11 protein-coding genes are annotated in these 13,017 nt (G+C 45.9%); 4 read left to right on the top strand and 7 right to left on the bottom strand.

All coding sequences use genetic code 11. From position 1 onward, the window contains the following. Positions 1–113: 113 nt before the first annotated feature. Positions 114–2,069 carry a helix-turn-helix domain-containing protein gene (locus D104_RS29275; protein WP_024024200.1) on the top strand — a complete coding sequence of 652 codons (1,956 nt, stop codon included), beginning with the start codon at positions 114–116 and terminating at the stop codon, positions 2,067–2,069. Positions 2,070–2,080: 11 nt separating this feature from the next. On the opposite strand, the gene D104_RS29270 is transcribed toward D104_RS29275, so the two are convergent. Further along, a complete protein-coding gene (locus D104_RS29270; RefSeq protein WP_024024199.1) occupies positions 2,081–3,301 on the bottom strand; it encodes an MFS transporter in 1,221 nt (406 codons plus the stop codon). Between the two features lie 97 nt (positions 3,302–3,398). Between D104_RS29270 and D104_RS29265 the strand changes: the two genes are divergently transcribed. Then, the gene (locus D104_RS29265) at positions 3,399–4,208 is read left to right on the top strand and encodes an AraC family transcriptional regulator (protein WP_235075925.1); all 810 of its coding nucleotides are present in this window, start codon (positions 3,399–3,401) and stop codon (positions 4,206–4,208) included. 80 nt (positions 4,209–4,288) lie between these two features. Here the strand turns inward: D104_RS29265 and D104_RS29260 are convergent, their stop codons facing one another. The 6 genes from D104_RS29260 to D104_RS29235 form a co-directional block, all read right to left on the bottom strand. After that, a complete protein-coding gene (locus tag D104_RS29260) occupies positions 4,289–4,903 on the bottom strand; it encodes a LysE family translocator (RefSeq protein ID WP_024024197.1) in 615 nt (204 codons plus the stop codon). 74 nt (positions 4,904–4,977) lie between these two features. Continuing rightward, positions 4,978–5,907 (bottom strand): LysR family transcriptional regulator, encoded by a 930-nt coding sequence (locus tag D104_RS29255; RefSeq protein WP_024024196.1) that lies wholly within the window; start codon positions 5,905–5,907, stop codon positions 4,978–4,980. A 419-nt stretch (positions 5,908–6,326) separates the two neighbouring features. Beyond that, on the bottom strand, positions 6,327–7,220 hold the full coding sequence (locus D104_RS37020; protein WP_024024195.1) for a helix-turn-helix domain-containing protein: 894 nt from the start codon (positions 7,218–7,220) through the stop codon (positions 6,327–6,329). A 123-nt stretch (positions 7,221–7,343) separates the two neighbouring features. Beyond that, positions 7,344–8,138, bottom strand: a complete 795-nt coding sequence (locus D104_RS29245; RefSeq protein ID WP_024024194.1) for a heme ABC transporter ATP-binding protein — start codon at positions 8,136–8,138, stop codon at positions 7,344–7,346. Positions 8,139–8,162: 24 nt separating this feature from the next. Further along, complete coding sequence (locus D104_RS29240; protein ID WP_024024193.1) at positions 8,163–9,206, bottom strand: FecCD family ABC transporter permease; 1,044 nt, start codon at positions 9,204–9,206, stop codon at positions 8,163–8,165. 18 nt (positions 9,207–9,224) lie between these two features. After that, on the bottom strand, positions 9,225–10,142 hold the full coding sequence (locus D104_RS29235) for a heme/hemin ABC transporter substrate-binding protein (RefSeq protein ID WP_024024192.1): 918 nt from the start codon (positions 10,140–10,142) through the stop codon (positions 9,225–9,227). Positions 10,143–10,318: 176 nt separating this feature from the next. On the opposite strand from D104_RS29235, the gene D104_RS29230 reads away from it, so the two are divergent. Both D104_RS29230 and D104_RS29225 read left to right on the top strand, forming a co-directional pair. Then, positions 10,319–12,403, top strand: coding sequence for a TonB-dependent receptor (locus D104_RS29230; RefSeq protein WP_024024191.1), 2,085 nt, complete (start codon positions 10,319–10,321; stop codon positions 12,401–12,403). Beyond that, the gene (locus D104_RS29225) at positions 12,381–12,875 is read left to right on the top strand and encodes a hypothetical protein (RefSeq protein ID WP_152531153.1); all 495 of its coding nucleotides are present in this window, start codon (positions 12,381–12,383) and stop codon (positions 12,873–12,875) included. Before D104_RS29230 ends, D104_RS29225 begins: the two co-directional genes overlap by 23 nt. Positions 12,876–13,017 lie beyond the last annotated feature (142 nt).

Below are 13,017 nucleotides of genomic sequence, written 5' to 3'. Positions count from 1 at the left end.
ACGATACCTTTTCATTAACATGACTAGAATTCACGTTTTAGTGACTGGCCAGTTCGCCTGCTTAGTGTGGTGAAGCGGACGCCATTTGTGCATCACATGAGAGAGGTAGATCGATGAGTTTTCTTGCAGATGATCCGACGAGCGAAGCCGTTTATGAGAGTTTGATTCGCTTACTACATCAAGACGCGCCAGCAGAAGGCTTGGTCGCTCAATTGGCACGAGCGGAAGCGCTGCCGATTCCTGCGCATAAAAAATCGGCTCTCATGGATTGCATTAGAATGGCGATGACGATCCGTAACCGTTTGGAGCTGCAACAAAAAAGGGAGCACGGACTACTGGCGGTGATCGAATCGGCTCAAGACCTTTCCAGTCATTTGGACCTTATGGAATTGCTGCATGCGATCGTCACAAGAGCGCGTAATTTGCTGGGATCGCACGTGGCTTGGATCACCATGTACAACTCAGCGGCGGATGAGCTGCAAGTGCAAGTCGCCGATGGGGCGCTCTTTAAAGACACCGACAAGATGGCCACGCGAAAGAGCTTGGGCGTGGGCGGCGTTATTTTTTCCACCGGAAGGCCCTTTTCGACCTCTGATTATCTCTCTGACAATAGGTTTGAGCACGATCCCGTACTCGACACCATTTTTCAACACGAAGGAATATCCAGCTTGGTTGGCGTTCCGCTCATGTCGGAAAACGAAGTAATAGGGCTTTTGTTCGTTGCTGATCGGTATCATCGATCTCATACAGCGCTGGAAGTGTCCATTCTTTCCACGCTTGCCACGCACGCAGCTGTCGCGTTCAAAACGGCGATGGCGTTCGACATTACCAACACAGCACTTAAAAATGCCGACACGGCTCGTGAAGAGCTTGAAATGCATGTGCAAGAGATCCATTCCGCCGCGGAAGCGCATAACCAATTAACCTCGTTACTTGCTCAGGGGGCGTCGGTTGCGACCTTAAGTGATACTGTGGCTCAGTTGCTCGATGGTTGTGTTGTGGTGGTTGATGAAGCGCTGCAATTCATTTGTCGAGGGGTTGCTCAGAATGCGGCGGAAACCAACCGCCAACCTTACAATCCTTACGGTGAAAAAAGCAGTTTAATTGAAACCGCCATACGAGAAAGCCGCCGAACAGGGCGTTCGGTGATCGCTTATCAAGAAGGGAAAGCGCTTTGTCGAGCCGTGTCTGTTTTTGCCGGTGACGATGTGGTGGGCGCGATCTTATTATTCCGGCAAACCGATTTGAGCGATGTGGCGATACGCACGTTTGAGAGAAGCGCCAGCGTGATAGGCATTGGCTTACTTGCCCAAGAGCGGTTGGAGATTCATCGCAGCCGTGATGTGGCGGCGTTGTTAAGAGGGCTGCTGTTGCCTCATGAATATGAGTGGGCATTAACGATTGAACGAGCGCATCGGTGCAAGCTCGATCTATCGCAATCCTATACGTTGTTGTTGGTTGAATCGACCCAGCTGAAAGCGGCGTACGTGGCGAAGCGACTTCGATCCATGGTGTCGCTTGCGAATGTTGTACTCGATGACATCGATGGCGTTGTTGCCATCATTTGTAAAGCGGAAGTCGCACAAGACGTGGCTCAGACGTGTACTAAGTTTTTTGATGCCGAAATAAATACGAGCTTTTGGGGCGTGCAATCTAGACCGTCGACAACGGCAGAAGACTTACCCTCTATTTACACGACGTTGCGTCGTACGTTAATGATCGCCAAGCGTTTAAGCGTAAACGGCATTCACCATCAAAACGAATTGGCGTTGTACACCGTCTTATTTGAATCACTCGACATGACATCATTGGATGGATTTCTAGAGAGCACGATAGGGAATTTATTAGCGTACGATCAGAAACGAAACGCGAAACTTACCAGCACATTGTTGTGTCATTTCGACTGCAACCGTAACGCGAATCTGGTTGCCAAACGCATGAACATACACGTGAACACGGTGCGACAACGACTGGATCGTATCGAGGAAATGATCGGGCATTTTGACAATTCATCACGCGCGTTAGAAATCCATATGGCACTGCGTCTGTGGGATTTAAGGCACACGTGACCTGCGCGTTTTTATTCGATTTTTGGCTTTGGGCTCGCCATCCAACCTAAGCCCATCCAGATTAAGCCAATGCTTAACATAACGTAGAGTGGCGCTGTCCATGATTGTTGCCAATCGTAAAGCGCCCCAATTAACACAGGGCCAATGGCGGCGAGCGTGTAACCGATTAGCTGCGCCATGCCAGACAGTGCTGCGGCTTGTTTTGGGCTGTTGGTTCTTAAACTCACGAAAGACAAGCCCAAAATAAACCCCATGCTGACGCCAAAACCGAACGACACTGACCAAACACCAGACCAACTTGGAATGAATATAAAGCCCGCCAAGCTCAAGGTCGTCAGCCCTGTCGCGCTCAAACACAGTCTTCTATGGCTGCCTAAACGATGGATAAAGGGCGCTAAAATCAACGATGGCATCGCCCCAGCCAATTGCAAATACCCGTGATACAACCCAGCGGTTGAATCGGTGTAGCCGTGGCTCATTAAAATGGCCGGCACCCACGCCACCACGATGTAATTAATCAACGAGTTAACCGCTAAAAAGCTGGCTACTTGCCATGCTGTCGTCGAACGCCAAACGGACGTCGACGTATCGGTATTGCTGGCTTGCGGCGATTGATGTTGGGTTATTTTACAGCTAAACCACACGACTAAAGGCAGCAGAATCAATGCGCTTTGACACGCCAACGCAAACACCCAGCCACTGATAGACAACGTACTCATAGGCAAGTGAAAAGTGGACTGCTCCGCATACAGGCTTAACGGCACAGCAAAGCTCGACATTAAAAAGCCGCCGATGCTCATCATCAGCACATAAATCGCCGTGAGCTGAACAACGTACTGTGGAAATTCACGCTTCAATAAACTCGGTAACAGCACATTGCCGATGGCAATCCCAGCGCCAATAAATATCGCCCCAATGTACAAGGTGCTGATAGAACCAAACGTGCGAATGACCATGCCAATGGCGATCAGACCGACGCCCGAGGCCAGAATCCGTTCAATACGAAAGTGTCGTGTTAGCCAAGACGCCACAGGCGCAAAAAAACCAAACGCCAACAAAGGCAAGCTGGTGAGCAAACCCGATTGCGAGCTGCTCAAATTCAGATCGGTACTGATTCTATCGAGTAACGGCGGTAATCCCGTCACTGGGCCGCGCAAATTTAACGCCACCAAAAAGATAAATAAGAGTAAAAATGCTGCGTCGTGTTGCGCGAGTCGATGTAATCGTTTCATGGTGTCCATTTCGAAAAGAGTGTTGGTTGGGAGGGATTGCCGATTCGCTATTATATGCGTTACTCTGCTTGCTGAATTTAGATGTTTGGACAATAAATTGCGAAATACAGACAAAACTATTTTCGAGTCCTTGACTGACCTTTGTTTTGCGGATCATTATCCACACCGAATCTTGGTGTTGCGCTCTCAATCCGTACCGCACAGCGAAGAAACGCCTTGGCATCAACATAAAAAGGGGCAGCTGGTACTGCCTCTAACGGGTGTGGTGACCAGTTTTATTGATGACAAAATGTGGCTCGTTCCACCGCGTTGCGCGGTCTGGATTCCTGGTAATGTGATGCATCGGAATCAGATTTCCTCCAATGCTGATGTCTGCATGCTCTTTGTCGACAGCGCGGATTTGCCTTTGCCGGATGCTGCTTGCACCTTGACGGTCACGCCCTTTGTGCGTGAACTGATATTGCATTTGCACACACAACAGCGCTACGAAGAAACCGATCCGGCGACGGACCGGCTTGTCGATGTATTGCTCGACCAACTGATCCAACTGGAGCGAGAAGAGTTTGATTTCCCCATTCCCGACGAACCAACACTCAACCGACTTGCCCGAGAACTCATCGCCAGACCCAATGAAAAACGGACTCTCGGCGAATGGGCCAACGATTTCGCCATGAGTGAGCGCACTTTAGCACGCATGATAAAACGTCACGTAGAACTCACTTTCGGTCAATGGCGCAGCCAACTTCATATCGTTCTTGCGTTACAAAAACTCGCGGTCAATATGCCCATTCAAACCATTTCCGAAGAACTCGGCTATGAATCCGTCAGCGCCTTCATCACTTTCTTCAAAAAAGCACTGGGCAAATCACCAAGACAATATCGGATAGAGCGATGGGGCAAGGAATGAAGCGACGTTTTTACCGTTAGAAGAACAGGTTTTGAGTGACATCGCCTCTTGTGGCTGCTCTATTTGATCGATATGAAGTATTAGATAGTCATAAGAATACGCAGCGCCAAGAAAAGCAGAGCTAAGCCCGTCAGACGATCAATGATGACTGCGTTCTGTCGTAGTTTGTCTAATAACCTTGGGTTAGAAAGCAACACAACGATCACGGTATACCATAATCCATCCACGAGAAATGGCGTGGCGATCATCATGATTTTTCCCGTCATGTCATGTACGGTTGCGACAAAAGGGCTGAACAAAGCCGCGAAAAATAACGCAATTTTGGGGCTGAGAATCGATATCAAAAACCCTTCTTTGGCCGACTGGAACACGCTGACTGCGTTGCCTGATTCCATTCTTTCCGCAATGCCGCCTTTTGAGCGCAGTGCGTTTATTCCAAGGTAAACCAAGTAAATCACCCCAGCGTAACTGATTGCTTTAAATAGTAAAGGCAGCTGATGAAACACCACCGCAAGACCTAGTAATGAGATTAAGGCATAGAGGCCGATACCCGCGGCGTGTGCCCACGACGTCGCCAACCCGTTTAGGCGGCCGCCGGCCAAGCTGTGCTTCATCACCATGGCGAGGCTAGGGCCTGGCGACATGGCGCCGAGAAGGCAAATAGTGAAAAGAGAAAACCAAATGGACAATGTCATAAATAAACTCCCTGATAATGAAGGAACAGTAACAAGTCAGAGCTATTATATGAAATCATCATTTCTCATCTATCTTATGATTTTAAATCATAGTTTATGGAATACGCGGCTTTTGACATCACCTGCAAAACGAGATTCCGTATCCATACATGGGAAGGTTCATTGTCGTATTTAGCGTGCCAAATCAGCCAGTACTTATGGCGTGGTGTCGTGACGGGAAGAGGTTTGTAGGCAATAGGAAAGTGCTTCTTTAAATTGCGAGCGATGTGCTCGGGAATCACCAACAAAAGGTCACTCTGACACAAGGATTGGGACGCGGCGTGAAAGAAAGGAACGTTAAGCGCGATACGGCGTTTCTCGCCTAATTTTGCGAGCGCATCGTCCACATAACGGTCTTTGTCGCCACCGCCAATCACTTTGATGTGCGCATAGTCGAGTATGTCTGCGACGGTTATTTGTTCCTTCACGGCCAAGGGATGCGACGCTCGCATCACACAGACAGGATTGTCTTCGCCAATTTGAATAGACGACACGCCGTCAGGTTGAGTCAGCGACATACTCGATGCCAGTTGAATATTTGACGTGGCCAATTGCTGAATTAAATCGGGTTGCCAGAGGTGATAGGTCATCAACACTTGAGGCGCTTGTTCAGCCAACAGCCCAACAATATCAGGTAACAGATACTGCGCCACGTAGTCGCTGGAAGACAGAACAAACTCACCTTGCCAGAGTTTTGGGTCAAACACATCGTCGACCAGTAGGTCATCGAGCTCAACAAACCAGTGCTCAAGTTTTGCCTGCAACTGCAGCGCTTTTGGCGTGGGGATCAGCGTATTGCCTTCTCGGATCAGCAATGGGTCTGAAAATAACGTTCTGAGTTGGCTAAGCTGACGGCTTACCGCAGACTGCGTCAGATTCAATTTTTCGGCCGCGCGGCTGACATGTCGCTCTTCCAGCAGCACCTTTAATGAACGCAGTAAATTTAGATTAACACGGTGAATCATCTCGTTATGCTCATGGCTTAGACTGAGTGGTTGTCTTATTTTTCGGTTTTACCTATGAGAACGCAAGGTGAATTGGTTTCTAGTTTTCAGACGGATCAGCCAAAATCGAATGTAGACAAACCTACCTCATTGAAAGGATTACAAATCTGCCACTTTCTTCAAAAAAATACGGGGCAAATTGCCAAAGCAATATCGGATAGAGCGATGGGGTAAGGAATGAAACAAATGGGCCTGAATATGGGACTTGTCCTTGTTAAAAAGGAAGGTATTTTGAGGGTTTTGTAAAACGATTTAGGTAATGCCGAGAAGTGCAGGGCACAATGATGGCGAATCCAAATAATCAAAAAGAATGCATAACGCTAGATGAACGAAAACGTGGTGCTCTATTTTATTTGATCACGACAAATGCCGTTGTTGATTTATTGTTTGCGCCATACGTTAGGCGTCACGCCCACAATACGTCTAAAGGCCGCAGAGAATTTACTCGGGTTAGCGTAACCAACTTGCAACGCGATGTCCGTGATCATCATCGATTGATCGACTAACAGTTGTTTTGCGTATTCCATACGACGATATGTGAAGTAAGCATAAGGTGAAAATCCTGTTGATGCCTGAAATGAGCGCGTAAATGAGCGGACATCTTGACCCGTTAAGTCAGCGAGTTCCGCCACACTAATGTCTCCTCCAAGGCGACTTTCCATAAAATCTAAAGTACGTTGTAAGCGCCGACCGTTTAAAGGGTAAACGATTGCTTTTTGTAGGCTTTTCGACTCATAACCTGCCAGTCTAGTTAATAACGTGTAAATCCCTTGTTCAAAAAAAGCGCCCGATAAACCATGCACTTCTGCATCTCTCCATAATGCGGTCATAACAGCCGTTAATAATGGATCATTATGAAGTTGAGACGCAGCAGGAATCAGCTTTTCTATATCAATATTTTCCCCATTGGTTGAGGTAAAAGCATCAAGTTTAATCGCTATTCCTAACATCTGGGTTTTAGGCCAGTATCCTGACGCAATGGTTTCCGGTAAGGCCATGGCAACTGTTCCAGGTCGCAACATACCTTCTAGCGATGGTCCTTCGCCTTCCCGCTTCATACGGCCTATGTGACCGGTGCAAAGGTTGAGCATTAGAAATGGAGAAGGCTTTGCGGAAAAACTCCCTTCGAATGCCATAAAATCAGCATGCGCCAATAAGCACTCTCCTTTCTTGTCTGAAAGAGACAGTGTGGGGGTAATGCCCAAATCAGACATTCGACTATTAAAACCCTTGAGCTCAGTTTGAGAAATATGACCCTGCAACTGATTTGTCATTTATAACATCCTAAAAGCAATTCTGTGACTAAGGGTTTTTCGCGGCGATGAAAACGAGTAGCGATTCACACCAAATTAGCACAAATGAGAATGATTATCAAAATAGGTGTCAATGTTAGAATTTTATTGATTTTGGTCGAGTATGATTGAAGGTTTTACCGCTTGTGAATGATGGTAATATTCTGCTTTTATGCCATAAACACGTTCAAGATGTGATCGTTGTAAAACACTTTCAGGTCGGCCTTTCGTCACAATTTTTCCGTTATTTAATAATACTAATTGATCGGCGAAACTGGCCGCTAAAGACAAATCATGGATAACCGCCAACACACCAATATTACGTTTAGTCAGTTCTTTTGCCAGCGATAGCACATGATATTGATGGAACACATCTAGGCTTGATGTCGGCTCATCAAGAAATAAATAACGCGCTTCGACTTGTTCGTAGGGTAACCATAGCTGCGCTAATACTCTCGCCAGTTGAGTGCGTTGTTGTTCACCACCTGACAGTGTTATAAAACTGCGTTCTGCAAGGTGCTCTATGTCCATAAAGCTCATCACATCGTGGATAATATCTTGCTTCTGCACTTGAGATATTTGTTCTTCATAGTTAAAGCAGCCCATAGACACGACTTCCATCACAGTGAAACTAAATCCCATTTGATAGGATTGAGTCATAACGGCTCGTGTATTGGCAAGTTCGAGTGGTGTGAACGAGGAAATGGATTTTTTGTTAATAGATATGTCACCTTCACTGGGAAGCATATCTCCAGAACATGCCTTCAGTAAGGTGGACTTCCCCGCACCATTAGGTCCAATCAGTATGCTTAATTCATTGGGTTTAATCGTTAAGTCGATGGTGTCTAGTAAGGTTTTTCTACCAACAGAAATAGACAATGCTTGTATTTCAATATTCATGAAGCGCTTCCTGTGACCTCTAAATTAATATCGACTTGTTTGTTTGTATAAAACAAATAAGAAGAAAGGACCACCCAGCGCACTTGTCACCAAGCCAATGGGAAGTTCGGCCGGAATAATAACAATACGTGCAATAACGTCTGTTATGGTTAAAAAACTGGCGCCAAACAACATGCTGACGGGAAAAAGAAAACGATGATCTGGACCAATCAGAATTCTGACTAAATGAGGGACGACAAACCCAACAAACCCAATCATTCCACTAATGGATACCGCCGCGCCAACTGCCATCGCAGTATAAATAAATACCTTTTTCTTTAAATTCGACACAGAGACACCAAGGTGTTGCGCTTGCGCTTCACCCAATAAATACAGGTTGAGTGGTTTTGCGAGCCGACTAAGTCCTATCAAGCTAATAAAAATTAAAACCAACACTGGTAAGGTTAATGCCCAGCTGTTGCCACCCAAGTTTCCCATTGTCCAAAAAGTCAGCTCTCTTAATTCACTGTCACTGCTCACCAATGTCAAAATTCCAATGAGAGAACCAACAATCGCATTTACTGCAATGCCTGATAGCAATAAGGTAATAATGGTGAACTGACCTTGGCGATTGCTTAACCGATAGATAATGGCACAAACACCCAGACAGCCAAGCATTGCGCCTATTGGTAGCGCATATATACCAATCACGTCCATTGCCTGAGGAAACATCGAGTGGCCAAGTACAATAACGGTCACAGCTCCCAAGGCGCCGCCACCAGCGACCCCAATTAAACTAGGATCGGCGAGTGGATTTCTGAAAAGCGCTTGCATGGCTGCACCACATAGCCCCAGTGCACCGCCAACACCAAGAGACAAAACCGTCCTGGGCAATCGAATTTCAAACAAAACTCGTGTGCTTAATGAGCTGTGTGTTTGTGAAAAACCATGGCTAACAAAGGTTAAAATATCGCTTTCCGATAAGGATACAGCACCGATGACTAACGCTAAGAAAGCAGAGCAAATCAGCAACCCCAAAGTCACGGGGATCGCCATAATTTGACGCTTACCTCGTTTCTTATTAAGCATTATCATTTCTTGCATATCTTAACGCTCTGCCATTGATGCGAGATCATCACGCGGATAACGAAACTTATAACCCACCGGCAACGGAAAATCTTTATGAATCATGGTGCCTAATTCGACAATCGCTTGTGGTGTGCGGGGGCCAAAACCAAGAAGGTAAATGCCATCTATTATATATACCGCTTTGTTTTTCACGGCTTTCAGATATTTGAAGTGAGGCAGGTCGTCTATTTGTTTAAAGACATCTTGACGTCGATTCATGACAATAATGACATCAGGGTCTAATTCCAATGCGGATTCTGGAGAAAGCTTTATCCACCCATCATAATCTGCCAATAGGTTTATTGCGCCTGCTTCTTCAACAACGGTATGAGCAGGAGTGCCAGAGCCAGAAGCAATGGGCGAGCCATTTTCTAATGTAAGAAAAAACAAGACTTTAGGCGGTGATTTTTTAACCGAATCTGGAAGGTGTTGTTTCGCGTAAGACAGCGCATCAAGGTCTATTTGAATGTCCTCTAAAAGTGCGGTTCCTTTTTCTTTGACCTCCAGCAACGATGCGATGTGCATGATTTTTTCTTGTAAGGCTGGCAGCGTATTATCTTTTTCTATTATGTCTGTTTTTACCCCGACAGAGGCTATTTGCTCAACGGCTTTAATAGGGCCGGTATCTTCCTCACCTAACAATAAGTCTGGGTTTAAAGAGAGCACACCTTCGACAGCAATATTTCGGACATAACCCAAGCTTGGAAATTCTTTAGCCTCTTCTGGGAAAATACTAGTGGAATCCACGCCAATAATGCGATTTTGCTCGCCAAGACGATAAATGATTTCTGTTATAGAGCCGCCAGCCACCGCAATTCGCTCGGGAGGAGTCGCCTTAGTGATAGCGCTGGTCAACGCAATAAGACAACCCAAAAACAATAATCGGTATTTAGTCATATTCAATCCACAGTATGCAATAAATGGAAATGATAAGCGTTAGTGTTTGTGTGTCAATAAAATTGAAATATTAGTCCCGCTCTCGGAGTTTTTTGGACGCTTATGGAGTAGTTTAGAGAGTAACGACGCAGTAATATTAATGATAATTATTATCGTTAATGTCGGAGATTAAGTTAATGCTCAAAAATACAATACTCTCAACACTGTTTTTACCACTTGTACTCGTAGCTGAAATGACAGAAGCAGAAGAAAGTAAGAACGCGCTATCCGATCAAACGTTTATTCTAGATACCGTTATTGTGACCGCTGGCTTACTCGATCAGTCGGTACAAGAAAGCGCCGAAAGTGCTGAAATCTTTGATGAAGACACCATTCAAAGTCGGGCAGGCATTACGACGGTCAGAGACATTTTAGAAACAACATCCAATGTCTCTGTTATGGAGGGCACTGGTACCGCACCGACAGTACGAGGAATAGACGGAACGGGCGCTGCTCAAAATGCCATTGCACTTTTTGCTGGCGGTCGATCTAGGCTGAGCTACGAATTAGACAACAGACCCATGTCTTTCAATGAAGTGGCCTATGGCGACATTAGCTTATTTGATGTAAATACTGTGGAAGTGTTGCGTGGCCCACAGAGCACGCTGGTGGGTCGAAATGCCATGGCAGGCACCGTAAACATCAAAACGAATGATCCCGTATTCGAAGATGAAACCATATTACGAGCCGCGACAGGCAACCATAATACTCAGCAACTTTCAGCGGTTCTAAACCGACCCATCACAAAAGATTCAGTGGCATTCCGCCTTGCCGCGGATTGGACGGAAAAAAAATCTTCGGTTGAATACGAATCTTATGATGGTGTAGATGACCCAGGCCTTTATGAAAGCGTGAACATCAGAGGGAAGCTACTTGTTGAACCTGATTCAGAAAACAACGCTAGATTACTCATCGGCTTATCGCATTCTGATTATTCTGGCCCAGCCAACGAGGTGATCTCAAAGCCTTATAAAGATAAGGTGTCCAACGCGGTAAAACAACCTCAACACAACCCTGTGACCAACACGGTTTCCGTGGATTACTCTCAAGACCTTACCTCTGCATTTCAGTTTAAATTAAACGCGTCCGCAACCGATGTAGACTTTACCCGCACCACCGTAGTGAACAGTACGAACACGACGATTGATACTCGTGAATATGTATTGGAACCTCAGGTTTACTATGATGATGACAACTGGAGTGCGGTAGCAGGACTTTATTATTACCGTGCGCGAGAAGAGCAATTCTCAGAGCTTTTTAGCGTTGGCGATCTGCATTATGAAGACGAAACGGACACGTTAAGTGCTTACACTGAAGGGTCTCTTACACTGACAGACGATGTCGCTCTGTCAATGGGATTACGTTATGAGTATGAATCCAGAAAACGTAATGGTGGCGCTTATAGCGGTGGCGTAACGGCCGATGACTTTAGCCACGATGAAAGCTATTCAGAACTCTTACCGAAAGTAGGTATCAACTGGCACCAATCAGAAAATATCAGCTGGGGTGCACAAATATCCAAAGGCTATAATGCCGGCGGTGCAGGCTGGACACTGGATACCAGTACATTTGCCGTTAATGACTATGAATATGAAGAAGAAACGTCGTGGACTTATGAAATTTATGGACGACAAGCCTTCTTAGAAGGGCGCGTGAGCAGTACACAAAACCTTTTCCATTCTCGTTATAAAAATCTTCAACTTGGCTACAGTACAACGGGTGATTGGGGCAATGATGGCGCGTATTCCATTGTTAATGCTGACAAAGTGAATACTTGGGGCCTCGAACAAGGCTTAACCGTACTCGTTTCGGATCAACTCACATTATCAGGCACCGTCGCGCTGTTAAGCACTGACGTCGTGAAGTTCTCCGATGACACGAACCTAGAAGGCAATGAGCTTGTGACCTCGCCGACCGTCACATCGAGCCTCAATTTGGATTGGCACAAAGACGCTTGGCAAGCCAGCTTAAACGTCCGTTACACCGACAGCTATTTTACGTACTTGGCCAACCAGCCTGAATCTGAAACAGACGCTTATATTGTGACGAACGCGAAAGCATCTTACAAAATTGGTAAAGCGGAATGGTTTGCCAGTATTGATAATGTCTTCGATGAAGACGCTGTGATTTTTCAGCGCTCGGACGCTGGTTCGGCCTCTGCGGATTCGGCTGTACTGCTTCAACCAAGAACCTTCTTAGTTGGCATTCAGTATCAACTTTAATGCTGTGACGGAAACCGAAATGGGCTACTTAATACACGAAAATAAGCACTGGCCATTGGCGCTTACCATCGCACAAGAAAAGCTGACATTCGAACAACATCTGGCTTCTTTAGAAGGTTGGAACACATGGTTTGAGAAAAACGAGCCCTTTCATGTTATTCGATTCTATGTCGATAAAGCCTCTCTTGAACAAGCGTCTGGCGTCGGTAAAGCGACACTGGAATGGATGTCAAAAGGGGCCGACACAAAGTTTCGCACGCTTGTGAAAAGCATGATGATTGTTGTTCCTCCTGATCAATATCCTCGAATGAAGAAAATGGATGTGACTGCGGTTTTTGGTATTCCAGGGGGAATATTCCCTTCCATTGAAGACGCATTGGATTGGCTTGATTGTTCACTTGAGATAATGGATATATCTGACCTTAAAAAAGACTGGAAGGAGGCGGTAAAACAAACACTCGAAATATCTTAGGTAAGCACCGCCTACAAAAAATCCCCTATCAGGCATCACTTTACTCATAGGGGATTTTGTATCTTATGAATTTTCTCGTATTAAAATATTGATGTAAGCATTATTCAATATTCTGAATTTGCTCATTGAGTAGCGGTCTAGA

Source organism: Marinomonas profundimaris (assembly GCF_000508165.1).
GTDB lineage: Bacteria > Pseudomonadota > Gammaproteobacteria > Pseudomonadales > Marinomonadaceae > Marinomonas > Marinomonas profundimaris.
Note: the sequence above shows the minus strand (reverse complement) of the source record. Positions and strands in the feature narration are given on the sequence as shown.